General features: G+C 51.8%; 13 protein-coding genes. 12 read left to right on the top strand and 1 reads right to left on the bottom strand.

What is annotated here, in order from left to right; all coding sequences use genetic code 11:
* The first annotated feature begins 28 nt into the window (after nt 1-28).
* Both pflA and AAHB08_RS02125 read left to right on the top strand, forming a co-directional pair.
* Nucleotides 29-871: a pyruvate formate lyase 1-activating protein gene (gene pflA, locus AAHB08_RS02130; RefSeq protein WP_139434163.1), complete on the top strand. Its 843-nt coding sequence runs from the start codon at nt 29-31 to the stop codon at nt 869-871.
* 91 nt (nt 872-962) lie between these two features.
* The gene (locus AAHB08_RS02125; protein ID WP_342057957.1) at nt 963-1,604 is read left to right on the top strand and encodes an energy-coupling factor ABC transporter permease; all 642 of its coding nucleotides are present in this window, start codon (nt 963-965) and stop codon (nt 1,602-1,604) included.
* A 79-nt stretch (nt 1,605-1,683) separates the two neighbouring features.
* On the opposite strand, the gene AAHB08_RS02120 is transcribed toward AAHB08_RS02125, so the two are convergent.
* Nucleotides 1,684-2,208 (bottom strand): acyloxyacyl hydrolase, encoded by a 525-nt coding sequence (locus AAHB08_RS02120; protein WP_182785726.1) that lies wholly within the window; start codon nt 2,206-2,208, stop codon nt 1,684-1,686.
* Nucleotides 2,209-3,029: 821 nt separating this feature from the next.
* Here AAHB08_RS02120 and AAHB08_RS02115 point away from each other — a divergent pair.
* The 10 genes from AAHB08_RS02115 to AAHB08_RS02070 all read left to right on the top strand — a co-directional run bounded on the left by AAHB08_RS02115 (nt 3,030) and on the right by AAHB08_RS02070 (nt 17,468).
* The gene (locus AAHB08_RS02115; RefSeq protein ID WP_342057956.1) at nt 3,030-3,404 is read left to right on the top strand and encodes a hypothetical protein; all 375 of its coding nucleotides are present in this window, start codon (nt 3,030-3,032) and stop codon (nt 3,402-3,404) included.
* Between the two features lie 24 nt (nt 3,405-3,428).
* The gene (locus AAHB08_RS02110; RefSeq protein ID WP_342058051.1) at nt 3,429-5,198 is read left to right on the top strand and encodes a polysaccharide biosynthesis/export family protein; all 1,770 of its coding nucleotides are present in this window, start codon (nt 3,429-3,431) and stop codon (nt 5,196-5,198) included.
* A 63-nt stretch (nt 5,199-5,261) separates the two neighbouring features.
* Complete coding sequence (locus AAHB08_RS02105) at nt 5,262-6,062, top strand: ABC transporter permease (RefSeq protein WP_111872991.1); 801 nt, start codon at nt 5,262-5,264, stop codon at nt 6,060-6,062.
* Between the two features lie 22 nt (nt 6,063-6,084).
* Nucleotides 6,085-6,735 (top strand): ABC transporter ATP-binding protein, encoded by a 651-nt coding sequence (locus tag AAHB08_RS02100; protein ID WP_218408865.1) that lies wholly within the window; start codon nt 6,085-6,087, stop codon nt 6,733-6,735.
* 15 nt (nt 6,736-6,750) lie between these two features.
* The gene (locus AAHB08_RS02095; RefSeq protein WP_342057955.1) at nt 6,751-7,953 is read left to right on the top strand and encodes a sugar transporter; all 1,203 of its coding nucleotides are present in this window, start codon (nt 6,751-6,753) and stop codon (nt 7,951-7,953) included.
* Between the two features lie 247 nt (nt 7,954-8,200).
* Complete coding sequence (locus AAHB08_RS02090; RefSeq protein WP_342057954.1) at nt 8,201-9,160, top strand: CgeB family protein; 960 nt, start codon at nt 8,201-8,203, stop codon at nt 9,158-9,160.
* A gap of 43 nt (nt 9,161-9,203) precedes the next feature.
* Entirely contained in the window at nt 9,204-10,388 is a 1,185-nt protein-coding gene (wecB, locus tag AAHB08_RS02085; protein WP_446699495.1) for a non-hydrolyzing UDP-N-acetylglucosamine 2-epimerase, read from the top strand.
* Between the two features lie 71 nt (nt 10,389-10,459).
* Nucleotides 10,460-11,716 (top strand): UDP-N-acetyl-D-mannosamine dehydrogenase, encoded by a 1,257-nt coding sequence (gene wecC / locus AAHB08_RS02080; RefSeq protein ID WP_218408868.1) that lies wholly within the window; start codon nt 10,460-10,462, stop codon nt 11,714-11,716.
* 48 nt (nt 11,717-11,764) lie between these two features.
* Nucleotides 11,765-15,721, top strand: coding sequence for a glycosyltransferase family protein (locus tag AAHB08_RS02075; protein WP_342057953.1), 3,957 nt, complete (start codon nt 11,765-11,767; stop codon nt 15,719-15,721).
* Entirely contained in the window at nt 15,711-17,468 is a 1,758-nt protein-coding gene (locus AAHB08_RS02070; protein ID WP_342057952.1) for a D-glucuronyl C5-epimerase family protein, read from the top strand. The genes AAHB08_RS02075 and AAHB08_RS02070 overlap by 11 nt, the downstream gene beginning before the upstream one ends.
* Nucleotides 17,469-17,470: the final 2 nt, after the last annotated feature.

The raw sequence follows: 17,470 nt of genomic DNA, 5'->3' as shown, positions 1-17,470 counted from the left end.
AACCCTGTCCGAACAATTGGAGTCGTCTATGTCAGTCATTAACCGGATCCCTGCCGTTGAAACCAGCGGCCCTGCCGATCAGGGCACTCAGCGGATCCCTGCCGCCACCGTTAGCGACACCAGCAATCCCGACATCATTGGCCGGATCCATTCCGTCGAGACCTGCGGCACAGTCGACGGCCCCGGCATCCGCTTCATCGTATTCATGCAGGGCTGCCTGATGCGCTGCAAGTATTGCCACAACCGGGACACCTGGGACACCCAGGGCGGCCGCGAGGTCACGGTGCCCGAGTTGATGCAGGATCTCACCAGCTACCGCCACTTCATGAATGCCTCGGGCGGCGGCGTCACCGCCTCCGGTGGGGAAGCCATGCTGCAGCAAGAGTTCATCGCCGAGCTGTTTGCCGCCTGCAAGGCGCAAGGGATCCACACCTGCCTGGATACCAACGGCTTCGTGCGTCACTACGACGAGCTGCTCGATCGGGTGCTCGACAACACCGACCTGGTGCTGCTCGACATCAAGCAGATCAACGACGAGAAGCACATCCCCCTCACCCATGTCAGCAACAAGTACACCCTGGAGTTCGCCCGCTACCTGGCGTCCCGCGGCCAGACCATGTGGATCCGCTACGTGGTGGTGCCCACCTGGTCCGACGATGACGAGAGCGCCGAGGGGCTCGGCCAGTTCATCGCCGAGCTGGGGGAGTGTGTCGAGAAGGTGGAGCTGCTGCCCTACCATGAACTCGGCAAGCACAAGTGGGACGTGCTGGGAGACACTTACGATCTGACCGGGATCAAGCCCCCCAGCAAGGAGACCATGGACAGGGTCCAGGGCATCCTCGGCAAGTACCACCCCAACGTGAAGTATTGAGACAGGAGGCCGCCCGGGACTGGGCGGCCTCTTTTTTGCGCCGCCAGCGCCCGGGCTCATCACCGGGCAGTGAGATCCGGGGGAACAGGCCATGAGTGAAGGACAAGTCGCCGCCCTCCTGCTCTGGCTGGTGCTGCTCGCCTTCAGCCTGCGCGCCTCCCTGCTGCGCACCCTCCACGACAACCCCCTCTATCAGCACCTCTGTCTGGGGAGCGCCATCGTCCTAGTGCCGCTCTGGACCCTGCGAGCCGGCCTCCATGAGGGGCTGGAGATCCACTTTCTCGGCCTCACCAGCCTGACCCTGCTGCTGGGCTGGCGCCTCGCCCTGCTGGCCCCCTGCCTCACCCTGCTGATCCTCGGGGCCTTTGGTGTCACCGATCTGGCGGAGTTCGGCTGGCAGGCGCTCATCGGCGTCGCGCTGCCGGTGGCCACCAGCTGGCTGCTGTTTCTCGCAAGCTGGGCCTGGCTGCCCCGCCACCTCTTCGTCTACCTGTTCGTGCCCGCCTTTCTTGGGGGGGCGCTCAGCATCTCGGTCAAGATCCTCGCCAGCGCCCTGCTGATGGGGATGAGCGGCGCCTACCCCTGGCACACCATCACTGCCGACTACCTCTCCATCTGGCCACTGCTGCTCTTCCCCGAGGCCCTGCTCAACGGCATGGCCATGACACTGCTCGCCGTCTACCGACCCCACTGGGTCAACACCTTCTTCGACAGGGAATATCTGGGGCGGTAAGCCTGGCATGGTGGTCGTACCGGCCCCATGCCTCGGATCCCCTGAATGTCGAACACGGCTCAGAAGACCTGATGAAAATCTAAAATCTGTACTCGATGTGGAGTGTATGGCTGTCCAGTGATGGATTGGGCTCATACATATGCCCATTGGACATATGTTCATACTGGTACCCCAACAGCCAGTTCCGATTGAAGGCATACCCCAGCCCCAATCCTGTTGATAGCTGGACAGGGCCACCATAGTCCTTGAAACCATTCCCCTTGTGCCCAAACTCATGTTTGCTCAGCCACAGCACCTCAACCGGCATCCATACCACCCATTGGCCCCATAGGCATTCAGCACGCCCTCCAGCCCCCAACCGGGCCCCGGATTCATGGCCAACATCCAGCACGCCACCACGCACTCCCAGCCCAAACTGACAACCCGACTCACCCCATTGCCAGAACATATGGTGGAGCTTGATGTCAGCAGTATAAATATCGAGCTTCTCATTTTCGGCAGGTGTTCCTAGCTGCACAGCCACGATCTCGTCATTGGCAATGGCTGTCGTGCTCATGCTCAGCAAGAGCAATAATCTGGCTATCGAGTGAAGATTGGCGTCCATGCCCCCTCCTACATCCTGATGTCCCCGCTTTGTCAAGCGTCAAACAGGTACACATCAGGCATAGACAGTGAGGGAAAGAGCTGTCAACTCAACACCAAAAACTAAAAATAAATATGTTTTCGAAGAAATAGTCTACAAAACTAGCAATTGAGCGTTACGTTCAAGGGGATAACACTAATGACATACACTATGTAAGTCTTAATGACGCGTCCTGCCACACCAACCACATTATTACTTCTGATGCAACAAAAATATCCATCGTCAAATAGATATCTCAAACGCCCCCTTATTTAAGGTCTTTCTAAACTAACAACTTCAGCGCTAAAAATACTCATCAGACCTGTTTCAACCATTACTGAAAACATGAAAATATAGTTACATAACAATAGATTAAACCACTCTGGCGCGACCGGCTTCACGACTAATATGTATTGACTCATTCGCAACCCAAAGGTAGTATGCGCCCGCAATAAAATTAAACATGACGAGCGTTTCGAAATAACGCAATATATGCGAGCTCGGCTCCAGCACGACTGGAAAGCCATTCAAACAGGGCTGTTGATGACAGTCCGTCTTAGATGTTTTTAATTTTATTTCAAGCCCCAATTTGAGCACCCCCAAGCCGGAGCAATGTCACTTCCGTGCGGTAGCTTTTTTCTTTTTTTGCCTTTTGAGATAATCTATTCCCGTGTACAGTTTCAGTACAGCAATACCAAGGAACAACATAAGACAAGCATTATCGCAAAATGAACACCGCCCACAACATTAAATTTACACAGAATTTACATTTCAAGTTTTGACTCCATGGATAATATTGACACATGAACTACGCAACCCGGTTTCTGGCGATATCGCTAGCTGTGTGTATTGCTGGCTGCGCATATGAGCCAAAGCAGGTCGAAGCCTCCCGTCCCCTCGTCAATCCATCATCGACCACAGCACAGCAAGCCATGCCAGCCAATCTGCAACAGGCGCTCAATACTCAATCTCAAGGGGCTGCACTCAGCACAAACGGCGTTACCTTCACCCTGGGTCAACGCTATGTGTCGGCCATGGGGCGTGAGTGCGTTGACCTGTTGTTCAACAACATGCAAGGCCACTCGCAAAGAAGTGTCGCATGCAAGAGTGAAGAACTGTGGTACCTGATACCTCAATTGGATCAGGCTTCTGTCAGCAGCCTTCTTGCTGAACAATAAAACTCGAAGGTATCTGTTTTGAAAATGAACGTTCGTCAGCTGAGTACCCTTCTGCTTCTCATCGGTGCCTCCTGCACCACCATGGCGGCTAGCGCACCAGACCAGGCCCAGGCAAATGGGGCATCATTTGGCTATAACCTGTCGGGTAATTCTGGCGATAACAATCGGCCCCAACTTGGCGGCCAGTCATCGCTGAGTGGTCAAGCCAGTACGAGTTCAACAACCGGCAGTTTTGCGCAACAAAATCGGCAGGGCATGTTGCTGCCAGGTGAGGCAGATGTTCGGAAGTTACTGCCACAGGCCGAGGCCGGACTCCCTCCCCCCTACGGCGCAAACCTCTTTGCTGGTGGATATGAAACCGAACGCAGCGATGGCTTGAATGATAATTACCTGATAGCACCAGGTGACAAGCTGAATATCTGGATCTGGGGCGCCGTCAATTTCTCCAATGTGGTAACGGTCGACAATCAGGGCAATATCTTCATCCCTGATGTAGGCCCAATCAATGTCAAGAATGTTCCAGCCAGCCAAGTCAATAATCTGGTAACCAGCAAGATTGGCGATGTATTCACCAACAACGTCAACATTTACGTCAATTTACTGACGACAACCCCAGTGAGTGTATTCGTGACGGGGCCGGTGATCCGCCCAGGCCAATATGCCGGGCAATCGTCTGATAGCGTGCTCTATTTCCTCAAGCGGGCGGGTGGCATCGATTCAGAGCGTGGCAGCTACCGTCAAATCAAGGTCTTGCGCCAAAACCAGGTCCTCCAGCAGATCGACCTGTATGAATTCATGCAGAAGGGCAAAATGCCCAAACTTTCCCTGAAGGATCAGGATGTGATCCTGGTGGAACCCCAGGGGCCGATGATCAATGTGGCTGGCAAGGTTCGCAATCCATTCCGCTTCGAATTAAAGCAGCGCAATACACTGGGTTCGGAACTGGTCAATTATGCCCTGCCCCTCGCCAAGGTGAGTCATGTCGGGGTAATTGGTGATCGTGCAAACGGTCCCTTCTCTATTTATCTGCCTTACAAAGATTTTGCCCAGGTCCAACTCAAGGACGGCGACAAGGTGCTATTTAACGATGACATGCATGCACAAGTTTACGATGTGCAGGTCACCGGCAGTTATATGGGCCCCTCTTACTTCACCGTCCGCAAAGAGACCAAGCTGCACGATCTGCTCAACCACATTCCGATCAACCCGGATCTGGCCGATTACCAATCCATCTATCTGATGCGAAAGAGCGTGGCCATCCGGCAAAAAGAGATGCTGGATGAATCGCTCAACCGGCTGGAGCGCAGCGTGTTCACCGCGCCGGCCAGTTCGGACGGTGAGGCAACCATCCGTGCCAAAGAGGCCGAGCTGGTCATGCAGTTTGTCGACAAGGCTCGCAAGATTCAGCCCCTGGGTAAGGTCGTGGTCGCCGACAAGGGCATCATCGCCAACATTCAGTTGGAGCAAGGCGACCAGATTGTGATCCCGAACAAGACTGACCTTATCCAGGTGGGTGGTGAGGTGTTGATGCCACAAGCCGTGGTCTACAACGCCAATGCCGACCTAGATGATTATGTCGCCTGGGCCGGTGGGTTTACCGAACGAGCCAATGATCAGCGCATCGCCGTGGTCCATGCCAACGGGCTGGTGGAGTTCAAGGGTCAGGGGAATGTTCAGCCTGGGGATCAGATCATGGTATTGCCCAAGGTTGACAGCAAAACCATGCAATCTGTCAAAGACATTACCCAGATCATCTATCAGATCGCCGTGGCGGCGAACGTAGCCATCAACTAAACCGCCCACACCGAACAATGCAGGCTCGCCCATCGGCGAGTCTGCCATACGGTAAACGACTCAATGCATAAACCCATTCTCAATCAGACACCTCGAACGCCCCTGCAGGTGCTGCGCGATGTGACGTTTGGTTTGCTTATCCGAGAACTGAAGACCCGTTTTGGCAGTTACCGACTTGGCTATGCCTGGGCCCTGCTCGACCCACTGCTCATCATTGGCGCATTCAGCCTCATTTTTGGCATGCGCGGCCATAGCGGATTCGGGGGGGCGCCGGCGCCGCTCTTCATTACCGCCGGTTATTTACCCTTTATTTTTTTCAAGAATGTCGTGAGCAAGCTGCAATCCGCAGTCAGCGCCAATATGGGACTGTTCTGCTACCGGCAAGTGACCCCATTTTCTACCTTTGTTGCCCGCTTCATGCTCGAGACCCTGATTGGCATGATGGTGGGGATCATCCTGGTGTTGGGGCTGCTCTGGTTCGGGTTCGATGCCATTCCGGCGGATCCCTTGCAGGTGATCCTCATCTATTTGCTGTTGATGGTGTTCTCCTTTTCCCTCGGCATCGTCTTCTGCGTTATCTGCACGCTATTTCAGGAGGCAGACAAGTTCCTCGGTCTGCTGATGATGCCCTTGATGTTTATCTCTTGTGTGATGTATCCACTGATCAGCATCCCAGTTCAGTATCAACACTGGTTTTTATGGAACCCGCTGGTGCATGCTCTCGAGCTGATTCGAAGTGGCTGGATCGCCGGTTACAGCAGTCCCAATGTCAGTGCGGCTTATCTGTCAGGCGTGACCCTGTTGCTGCTGACCTTTGCCATGAGCTGCTATCGTCTGAGCCATCGCCGGCTGATCGCCAGTTGATCGTCAATGAGTGCGGAATAACATGATCATTCTCGACAACGTATCCAAGTACTACCCCACCAAGTTCGGCCGCAACTATGTGCTGCGGGATGTGAGCATCACACTGCCGCGGGATCGCAACATCGGTATTCTGGGGGTCAACGGGGCGGGCAAATCCACCCTGCTTCGCCTGCTGGGTGGCATGGATACCCCAAGCAAGGGCAAGGTGACGCGCCAATGTCGCGTCTCCTGGCCGCTGGCCCTCGGTGGTGGATTTCAAGGCAGCATGACGGGCCGGGAAAACACCCGCTTCGTCTGTCGCATCCACGGGGTACGCGACACGCAGGCGGTGGAGGAGTGGGTCAAGGAGTTCTCCGAAATCGGCCAACACTTTGAGCTGCCTATCAAAACCTACTCCAGCGGCATGAGATCCAAGTTTTCCTTCGCCGTCAGCATGGCCTTTGACTTTGATATCTATCTGACCGATGAGATCACCTCGGTGGGGGATGCCCGCTTCAAACAAAAATGCATCGATACCTTCAATCAGAAGCGCGAGACTGCGAGCCTTATCATGGTGTCCCACGACATGAAAAACCTGCGCCAGCAGTGCGACATGGGGATGCTGCTGCGCAACAGTAAATTGGAAATCTTCGACAATATCGATGACGCCATCCGCATTTATCAGGATCTTTAACAAGCTGCACCCAATATGACTCAACCTATCCGTTCCGAAAGACCATCCCGCTTTGCGCGCAAATTGCGCAAGCTCGGCAATGAACCCAAGCAGTTCTTTATCGACTCCAGCGGCTTTCAGATTGCCCACCGCTCCTGGCAACAGAGCCTCAAGCTCGGCAGTTTTCTCTGGGTCTTGGCCTGTTTTACCATAGCGGCCCTCTATCTGGGGGTCATCGCCTCTGATCGTTACGTGAGCCGGGCGGAGATCATCATCAAGCAGGCGGACCAGATTAAGATGCTGCCCGATGCCCTGTCCATGCTGGGGATTGGTGGCAGCAATCATCAGGATGTGCTGCTGATCCAGGATTATCTGAACTCCTGGGATCTGCTGGCAAAACTCGACAAGGAGCTTGACCTCAAGTCCCATTACCAGAGCGACCAGGCCGACTATTTCTCCCGCCTGCCACAGGATGTCAGCCGGGAAGACTTTATCGAATACTACCGCGATCACCTGACACTGCGCCTGGATGAGCTGTCGGGTGTGCTCACCATCGAATTGCAGGCGTTTGACCCCGAGTATGGCCAGCGGGTGGTGGGCATGATGCTCAAGGAGTCCGAGCGTTTTATCAACAAGCTGGGGCATCAGGTGGCGCTGGATCAACTGGCCTTTGTCGAGAAAGAGGTCGATAGAGCCTATCGACGGCTGCAGGACGAGAAGGCCAAGGTGCTCGCCTTTCAAAACAGCCATCAACTCATCAGTCCGGAATCCACCAGTAGCGCGCGTCTCGGGGTCGTCAGCCAGATCGAGGCCGAACTGGTGAACCAGCAGGCGCAGCTCAAACAACTGCGCAGTTATATGAGAGAGAACGCCCCCGGTGTCATCTCGGTGCAGAGCCGGGTCGACGCCTTGACCCGGCAACTGGAGCAGGAGCGTGCCAAGCTCACCGGTCTCGATAAAGATGCCATGAACGAAATCAACGCCGGTTATCTGGATGTGCAAACCCAGGCCACTCTGGCGGCGGATCTCTACAAGACAGGACTCATCAGTCTGGAGCAGGCCAGGGTCGAGGCATACCGCAAGCTCAAACACCTGCTGGTCATCAGTCAACCAAGTCAGGCTCAGGATGCGGAATACCCTCGCCGCCTCTACAACCTGGCCACCGTCGGCGTGCTGCTGTTCCTCTTCTACGGGCTGATCGTGATGGGCCTCGCCACCCTGCGTGAGCACCAGGACTGACAACGAGGTGCTGAATTGGGCCATACCGGCGAGCTCAAGCCTATGGGTATGGCCTATTTCGCGCTTTGCCTGCATCCCAGATAACTGGGAATAAGCAAGGATATAATCGAGGCGCCTCATCCAGGCGCCCAATTGGCGAGAAAATTCACTCTCTTGTCATATCGACATGTAATTATCGTATTTCCCACTCTATTAAAGCTGTGAGTCAATCCATTTGCATAATAATAAACGCCCACGCATTGCGTTAGTGGCAGACCAGTTCACCACGTTCAGCCTGACACCTGATGCAGACCTTATTCACATCACGCCATTTGACTGGCAATGGAAACTGAGGATATTCAAACCAGATTTTCTGTTGGTCGAGTCAGCATGGCGGGGTCATAAAAATAGCTGGCAAGGGAAAATTGCCAGCTATGCCCATAGCTCCCCCGTCAAACTGGAATTGAGTAAATTGGTGGCATTTTGCCAAAAGCGCCATATACCCACCATTTTCTGGAATAAAGAGGACCCCTTTCATTTCGAACGCTTTGCCGATGCCGCGGCGCTGTTCGATGTGGTCTACACCACGGATGCCGATTCAGTCGCTCGCTATCAGGCCCTGCCTCGTCAAGCCTTCCGGCATGTGGGGGTCTTGATGTTTGCCGCCCAGCCCCGCTGGTATCAGCCCGCAGCGGCGGAAGAAAGGGAGTCAGGGATCGCTTTTTTGGGCGGCTATTACGGCAACGAGCTGGCTGAGCGTAGCCGGGCACAAGAAGAGGTGTTATATGCACTGCGTGACCAAGGGTTAATCATTTTCGACAGGTTTTGGCAAAAGAACAACGGTTGCAGCTACCCAGAAAAATTGCAGCCATATTGCAGGCCGGCCATCTCACCGGTGTCGGTTGCCAAGGCCTATCGTCAATATCAGCTTTATTTGAACTTCAACACGATCAGCCAATCACCGACCATGTTATCCCGCCGGGTATTTGAGTTGGCCGCGGCAGGGTGCCCTATTATCAGTACACCTTCGCGGGCAATGGATAACATTTTTGGCAAGAGTATTGTCACGGTGCAGCATGGTACCGAGGCACAAGAATGGTGTGTGCAATTACAGAAAGATATTCGACAAAGAAGCGAACTGGGTAGACAGGCAAGGGAGATAGTGCTTGCCCAGCACACCTGGCAACATCGGCTGGCACAGCTTAATCGTGATCTCGGCCTTTATTGAGTAGTTTTGGAACAATACATAAATCACATAAATTTACACGGGAATGACTATTATGCCGATGAAAGCGCAGCGGGTATTGATGGTATTCGGGACAAGGCCTGAAGCAATCAAGATGGCCCCGATCGTCAAGGCCTTCCAGGCCAATCGCAAGGTGGACATCAGAGTCTGTGTCACAGGACAACATAGAGAGATGCTGGACCAGGTGCTCAATCTGTTCGAGATCAAGCCTGACTATGACCTCAACATCATGAAGCCTGGACAGGATCTGACCGATGTCACCACCGCCATCTTGCAGGGGTTAAAACCTGTGTTTGCCGAGTTCAAGCCGGATCGCATTCTGGTACATGGTGACACCGCCACCTCTTTTGCCGCGACCCTGGCGGCCTACTATCACCGCATCGCGGTGGGTCACGTTGAAGCTGGCCTGCGCACCGGCAATATCTACTCTCCCTGGCCTGAAGAGGGGATGCGCCGCCTGACCGGGGGGATTGCCGACCAACACTACACCCCGACCATCAGTTCGCTGAAAAACCTCATCATGGAAAACATCGCCCCCGAGACCATCTTCGTCACTGGCAACTCGGTGATCGACGCCCTGATCGAGGTATCCCATCGCATCGACAAGAACGTGGGCATGAAAGCAGAGCTGGCTGCCCGCTTCCCCTTCCTTGACCAGAGCAAGAAGCTGATCCTGGTGACCGGCCACCGCCGTGAGAACCATGGTGATGGTTTCGAGCGCATCTGCAAGGCACTGGCGGTGCTGGCACAGCGGGATGACGTGCAGATCGTTTATCCGGTCCACCTCAACCCCAATGTGCAAGAGCCGGTCAATCGCAACCTCAAGGGGCTCGACAACGTGTACCTGATCGAGCCGCAAGATTACCTGCCGTTCGTCTACCTGATGAAACAGAGCTATCTGATCCTGACCGACTCCGGTGGCATTCAGGAAGAGGCACCCACCCTGGGCAAGCCCGTGCTCTGCATGCGCGACACCACGGAGCGCCCTGCAGCCGTCAAGGCTGGCACCGTACGCCTGGTCGGCACCTGTGACGAAACCATAGTCGCCGAGACAGTTCGCCTGCTGGATGACGAGCTGGCCTACCAGGTGATGAGCCACGCCAACAACCCCTATGGGGATGGCAAGACCAGTCAGCGTATCGTCGAGGCGGTGCTGGGTCTGAGCGGCGCTCTGGGCCAGCAGATTGACAGCAGCCTGCAAGTGGCCTGATTTACAGATTACATACCTGTCTAGGGGGCAAGGGTTATGCCCCTTTTTTACTATCGAGAGCACATAATAAAATGAAATTCGAAACCATCTCTGTCGTGGGTCTGGGTTATATCGGTTTGCCAACTGCCGCAGTCATCGCCAGCAACGGCATTCGTGTCGTGGGCGTGGATGTCAACCAGCATGCGGTCGACACCATCAACCAGGGCAAGATCCACATCGTTGAGCCGGGTCTGGAAGACCTGGTCAAGCAAGCCGTACAAGATGGCCATCTGAGTGCCCATACCAGCCCGCAGAAGGCCGATGCCTTCCTGATTGCCGTGCCGACCCCCTTCAAGGGCGAGGATCATGAGCCGGATCTGAAATATATCGAGAGTGCCTCCCGCGCCCTGGCCCCCATGCTGGAGAAAGGCAACCTGGTGGTACTGGAATCCACGTCGCCGGTCGGCGCCACCGAGCAGATGGCCAAATGGCTGGCGGAAGAGCGCAGCGATCTGACCTTCCCGCACACTGTGGCTGAGGGCCAGACCCCTGATATCTTTGTGGCGCATTGCCCGGAACGGGTCCTGCCAGGCCAGGTGATCCGCGAGCTGGTGGAAAACGATCGCATCATCGGTGGCATGGACAAGGCCAGTACCGCCGCCGCCACCCAGGTCTACAAGATGTTTGTGAAAAAAGGGGAGTGCATCGCGACCGAAGCCCGCACCGCCGAGATGAGCAAGCTGACCGAGAATGCCTTCCGTGACGTCAATATCGCCTTTGCCAACGAACTGTCCCTCATCTGCGACAAGCAGGGCATCGATGTGTGGGAACTGATCTCCCTGGCCAACCGCCACCCCCGCGTCAATATCCTGCAGCCGGGTTGCGGCGTAGGCGGTCACTGCATCGCGGTCGACCCCTGGTTTATCGTCAACCAGAACCCGGATACCGCCAAGATCATCCACCAGGCGCGCCTGATCAACGACTACAAGCCGCACTATGTGGTGGAGCAGGTTGAACAGGCCGTCGCCGGGCTGAGCAATCCGAAAATTGCCTGTCTGGGGTTGGCGTTCAAGCCGGATATCGACGACCTGCGCGAAAGCCCGGCCCTGGATATCACCAAGACCCTGGCCAGCAATCCGGCCTATCAGATTCTGGCGGTGGAACCCAATATCGAGGCCCTGCCGCCAGTACTGGAAAATCGTAATAACGTTGCTCTCGCCACTCTCTCCGACGCTCTGCTGCAAGCAGATGTGCTCGTGATTTTGGTCAAGCACACGCAGTTCCTTGGTATAACCCAGCACGATACCAAGTCCTGCGAGATACTCGACTTCGTTAACGCCATCCAGTAACTAACTACGGGGCCATGTCAACATGGCCCCGTTGATATATATAAGAACATGAAAAAACAAAGAAAAAACCGAATAGCTAAGAAAAGCATGGCCGAGATATCCAAGGCAGATCTGGTAAAAAAACTGGATCTGACGGCAAGCGCGTCTGCAGAGAAAATCGACACACTTGAGGATGAAATACAAGCATCCCTTCACCAGCTACGTGAAGCTCGGCTCAAATACCGAAATGTGACCCAGCAAGTTTCTGATTATAAGGAAAAAGTCACCAACCTAGAAAAAGAATATGATGAGGCACGAGAACAACGGGATACTCTTCAGCAGCAACTTGCTCAGTTAAATCATCAAGTTGAACAACTCAATGGTCACCTTTTGACAAAAGACAGTGCATTGTCTGTCAATACGGCGGTGACACAATCGATTCAGTCTGAACAAGAACACATGAAGATGGAGTTCTTGCGCTCAAGACTCGCTCTTCATGAGATGAGGCAAGAGCTGGCCCGCGTTCATGGCGAGCTGGAAGAGCAACGGGTGAAAGCCGCCAAGCTAAAAAACACACTTTCCTATCAACTCGGTCATACGCTCATCTTTTCCACCAAGAGTTGGAAAGGTTTTTTCTCTTTGCCTCTAAAATTGTTGGCACTGAAGAAAATTGCCAAGGAGCGGCGTGGAATTACCATTCCTCCGAGTATGCTGTCCAAACCACTACCTGACACAACCAGTACCCACACCCGAGCCGATGTTATTCATCTCGAACGCGCCATCGAAAAACTGGTCCTTGATACCGGCGATGGAATCATTAATGCATTAAGGCGTCTCAAAATCGCCAGCATTATGGATGAATTTACCTATCTCTCCTACGAACCTGAATGCAATCTGCTTCAACTCACCCCGCAGAACTGGTTGACCGAGCTCGAGTCATTCCGCCCAGAAATGCTCATGATTGAGTCAGCCTGGCGCGGTAAAAATGATCTCTGGGGCAGTAAAGTCGGTCACATGAGCCAGGAAGTCGTCAGCATAGTTGAATGGTGCCGCAGCAACAATGTGCCCACTATTTTCTGGAATAAAGAGGATCCGGTTCATTTCGAGACTTTCCTTAATACTGCCAAGCTCTTTGACTATGTCTTTACGACAGATATCGACTGTATCAGCCGGTATAAGACTGCGCTTGGTCATGACCGTGTTTATTTCCTGCCATTTGCTGCTCAGCCAAAGGTTAACAATCCGATTGAGAAGTATCAGCGTAAGGATGCATTCTGCTTTGCTGGTGCCTACTATGCCAAATATCCTGAGCGTACCCGTGACCTAGGTGATTTCTTGCTAAGCCTGCCCAGTTTCAAGCCAGTAGAAATATATGACAGAAACTATGGAAAGAATGATCCTAATTATAAGTTCCCGACAGAGTATCAACCCTTTATTGTCGGTACGCTCCCCTATAGCGAAATAGACAAGGCCTACAAGGGTTATTATTACTCGATCAATCTGAACTCGATCAAGCAGTCGCAGTCGATGTTTGCACGTCGAGTCTTCGAGTTGTTGGCATCCAACACTATCAGTGTCAGTAATTTCTCACGTGGGGTCAGAGCCATGTTTGGCGATCTGGTCTTTACGGGAGATTCGGGAAGCGAGCTGGTCAGGCGGTTAAAGCATGTCGCCGGGAATCCACTGAAAGTGAAGCAGCTACGGCTGATGGCCCTACGCAAGGTCATGTTGGAACATACCTATCAGGATCGACTCGCGTACATCTATTCCAAGGTCAGCAGCACCCCACAGGAAAGTATGCTTTCTGCAGTTTGCGTCACCGCCTATGCCAGAAGCATCGAAGAGTGCGTCACCCTGATGCAACACTTCACACGTCAAGAATATGAGAACAAGCGCCTCGTAATCGTTACACCGAACGGACTGGACACCTCCGGCCTTGCTCCCGAGGGCAATGTCACTCTGCTGAGTGCATCGGACGCTCAACAGCTCAGACTGCGCGAGGTGTGCGACGGGGCATGGCTGTCAGTCATGGTGGCAGAAGACTACTATGGCCCTCACTATCTGACTGACATCATCATTGCGACACGCTACACAGACGCTCAGGTCATTGGAAAGGGGGCGCTATACAAGGTTAAAAATGGTGAGCTGCAACTGAATCATGGTGAACGTATCTATCAGGAGATGGCCGTCCTGCCAGCACGTAGCAGCCTTGCGTTTGGCTCACTAATCCCCGAGGGAAACCTTCGCGAGTGGGTCACCAGCCTCTACACCTATCACTATGAAAATGCTCGCGCATTCTCGGTGGATGAGTTCAACTACTGCATGAACGGTGCTGAGGAAGCAGAGCGCTTCGATGCGTTTAATGCCCCAACGCTGGCAACTGGTTATGGCTTGACCGAGCTCAACCAGATTGCCGAAAACTGCCAACTGTTCGAACGCAACGTCGATGAGCTGCCCGCGTTACAAGCAATCACTTTGAGCGAGTTGCTGGTACCTGCCAAGAACACCCAGGTTTCAGCCTTAATGGAAAACGGCCTGCTGACGTTCAGCTCTTCATTGTCCGACGGCAAACATGAGTATTGGTATGCCAAACGCGAGCACCATCTGTCAGAGCTCAATGTGCAAAATGACAAGCTGCGTCTGCATATGGAGACCACACCGGGACTGAACCTGCAATTTGTCCTCTTCTTTATGGACGGGAACAATGAGCGTCTCTCCCATGTGGTGAAACCTGCCAATCGCAATGTGGAAATAGCCATTCCACAGGGAACGGTATCGGTCAAGTTTGGCCTGCGGATCTATGCGGCTGGTTCGGCATCGCTCTCATCGCTCATTCTCGACTTCAAGCCACAGACTCCCTGTCAGCAACTGACATGCAACCCTTATCTGGTGATCACCAACAACTACCCCAGCTACAACGATCTCTACAAAAATGCCTTCGTTCACAGCCGTGTCAAGGCTTACAAGGAAGCCGGCGTTGCCTGCGATGTCTTCCGTTTTAAGGCAGATACTGCACTGTTCTATCATGAGTTTGAGGATATCGATGTCACCACGGGGGGCGCCGAAGCACTAGAGGTACAACTGCGACACGGTCGTTACAAGCACATCGTGATCCACTTTATCGATCGCGGGATTTGGGACGTTATCAAGCACCACTTGGACCGGGTGCGGGTGACCGTCTGGACCCATGGCGCAGATATTCAGTCCTACGAACGACGAGCCTTCCTCTATGAGACGCCCGAGCAACATGCCAAGGCGCAGATGTTGAGCGATGCGCGCCTTTCTCTGTGGCGAGAGATGCTCTGCCCCATGCACCCAAATCTGAAGATAGTGTTTGTGTCACGGTATTTGGCGGAAACATCCATGGCAGATCTGGGAATACAAATCCCGCCGCATCAATATGCAATCATCCATAACCCGATTGACACCGACTTCTTTGAATACAAACCCAAGCCTGCAGAGCAGAGAAAGAAAATTCTGTCCATCCGCCCCTACGCCTCCCGCGTATATGCCAACGATCTGATGGTCGAAGCGATTCTGGAACTGCAGAAATATGAGTTCTTTAAAGAGCTGGAGTTTAGAATCATCGGCGATGGCCCACTATTTGACGAGGTTCTCGCCCCCATCGTGGGACTGGATAACGTTATTATTGAACGCCGCTTTGTCAACCGTCATGAGATTAAGGCGCTGCACCAGCAATATGGGCTCTTTATGTGTCCCACTCGGATGGATACGCAAGGCGTATCCCGTGATGAAGCAATGTCATCCGGGCTGGTGCCACTCACTAATGCTGTAGCTGCTGTACCTGAGTTTGTTGATAATTCTTGTGCAGTGTTGTCTCACGACGATGACTATGAAGGAATTGTACGTGGCATTGTTGAGCTTTATGAAAATGAAGATATTTTTATCAAAAAAACAAATCTGGCACGGGAAAATGCATACATAAAGTGCAACGCAAGACACATAATAAATAATGAACTTTCGTTGCTAGAAACTCGTGAGGAACAATACCATCGTGAAATTTGAAAGCTTTAGTGTAGATAATATAAAAAAAGACTGCCTATATAACTCGAATGAAGTGACCATCTACAAGGAACTGAATGAAAAGGTAAGGATAGATTGTGTCTGCAACTTTAGAAAAGACAGCAAACATACTATTATATTCATGCCATCAGCCCAGCCCAAAAAAGATGAGATTCAGAATCCGATCTTCCATAGATGGTCTTGGAGTAAGTATCTAAAAGAACAGTCAATAATAACATTTAGCGATCCAAGTTTATATGGTGCTAAGCTACATGGTGGCTGGTTTATATCTGGCGATGAAAACATTGACTATATAGAAGAAATGGCAGTTTTTGCAAAGGAACTTCTAATAAAACTAAATTTAAGCGAAAACAAAATAATTATTTATGGATCATCAATGGGGGGGTTTGGTGCACTAATGCTATCGAGTAAAATCGAGAACTCCTACGCTATTGCTGAAGTCCCACAGTTAAATCTATTAAATTACCCATATAAATCATCTCTTCATGAAATAGAGAAAAATTCTATCAATAACAAACTAGAGAATTTTTATCTTAAGCATCCGGAGCGGATTGATGTTTACGAACGTTTCCTGAAAGAAAGCTATATCCCACCATTTACTATTCTCACAAATAGAGAAGACAATGAAATTCAAGAACATCTAGAATTCATTTCTAAGTTGACAAAAAATGGCAGAGCCTTTAATTTTTCTGGTGACATAAACATTTCAATAAATTCTAGATTTATTGGTCATCGCCCTTTGGATACATCTATAAGTGTTAGCATCATAAAAAGCAGGATTATTGAAGGCTGGAATGTTGTCAATAATCGCCTTGAGATTAATAAGAAAGCTCAATTATTTTTCTCAAATGAAATTAATGAAATACATAGTAGAATACCTGCATTTTTACCTCATAAACATGACTACAGAAACACCGAGTATATTCCAGATGGAGAATTTGCACATTTAAAGCACTATAGCATTAATGGTGCAGACCCTCACTCTGAAAACAAAGTAACTCAAGTAAATGGTGGTTTAAAAGCTTGGTCAGTTTGGCATAGTTCTGGAAGAACAGATGAAGAGCAACTTAAGATTGCGAAATTTGTCGGCATGCAACTTGTCAATGCGCAACTTATATCTGGTGAAGTTCCACTAAACAAATATAATAGTGGCTATTATTCATATGATAAAGGCTGGATATCTGGCATACAGCTCAAAAATGTTGCGTTATGGGCTAGACTTTGGTCTATAGAAAATGACCGTGAAATAAAGTCCAAGCTGTACGATGCCATTTATGCCATGCTAAAGTGCTATCTCCGTCCAATCGCTGATGGTGGAGTAATTTCATCCTTGATTGATGTTGACAACACGTTGTCAGATTTTCTACTACCACAAGAATATCCAATTCCTGGCAAATCGAAACAACGACATGTTCTAAATGGTGCTCAATTCGCTGTTCTATCTATTCTTGATGCTGCGATTATTCTTGACGATGTGGACTTGAAAGCTAAAGCGATTAAGTATGAAGAAGCACTATTCGAGGTGGCAAATCTTGCAACTTGGGATGGTGGTGAGAATGTTGTCACCTCATATGGACTTGAGTACTATACTGGTTTAAGTGAAAAGCCGCTCTTGAGCAACGCTCCTTATCATATAACTCATTGTGTGTTGGGTGCTATTCTCTACAAAGCTTTTAGTAGAGAAAGCTGGTTGACATTGACAGACAAATGGATAAGTTCAATACAATAAGA

The organism is Aeromonas sp. OTU364 (assembly GCF_038440395.1).
In the GTDB taxonomy this organism is placed as follows: Bacteria; Pseudomonadota; Gammaproteobacteria; order Enterobacterales; family Aeromonadaceae; genus Aeromonas.
Note: the sequence above shows the minus strand (reverse complement) of the source record. Positions and strands in the feature narration are given on the sequence as shown.

Coding starts and splice junctions, on each gene's coding strand:
- pflA (WP_139434163.1), top strand. CDS start 29: ATGTCAGTCATTAACCGGATCCCTGCCGTTGAAACCAGCGGCCCTGCC.
- AAHB08_RS02125 (WP_342057957.1), top strand. CDS start 963: ATGAGTGAAGGACAAGTCGCCGCCCTCCTGCTCTGGCTGGTGCTGCTC.
- AAHB08_RS02120 (WP_182785726.1), bottom strand. CDS start 2,208: ATGGACGCCAATCTTCACTCGATAGCCAGATTATTGCTCTTGCTGAGC.
- AAHB08_RS02115 (WP_342057956.1), top strand. CDS start 3,030: ATGAACTACGCAACCCGGTTTCTGGCGATATCGCTAGCTGTGTGTATT.
- AAHB08_RS02110 (WP_342058051.1), top strand. CDS start 3,429: ATGAACGTTCGTCAGCTGAGTACCCTTCTGCTTCTCATCGGTGCCTCC.
- AAHB08_RS02105 (WP_111872991.1), top strand. CDS start 5,262: ATGCATAAACCCATTCTCAATCAGACACCTCGAACGCCCCTGCAGGTG.
- AAHB08_RS02100 (WP_218408865.1), top strand. CDS start 6,085: ATGATCATTCTCGACAACGTATCCAAGTACTACCCCACCAAGTTCGGC.
- AAHB08_RS02095 (WP_342057955.1), top strand. CDS start 6,751: ATGACTCAACCTATCCGTTCCGAAAGACCATCCCGCTTTGCGCGCAAA.
- wecB (WP_446699495.1), top strand. CDS start 9,204: ATGACTATTATGCCGATGAAAGCGCAGCGGGTATTGATGGTATTCGGG.
- wecC (WP_218408868.1), top strand. CDS start 10,460: ATGAAATTCGAAACCATCTCTGTCGTGGGTCTGGGTTATATCGGTTTG.
- AAHB08_RS02075 (WP_342057953.1), top strand. CDS start 11,765: ATGAAAAAACAAAGAAAAAACCGAATAGCTAAGAAAAGCATGGCCGAG.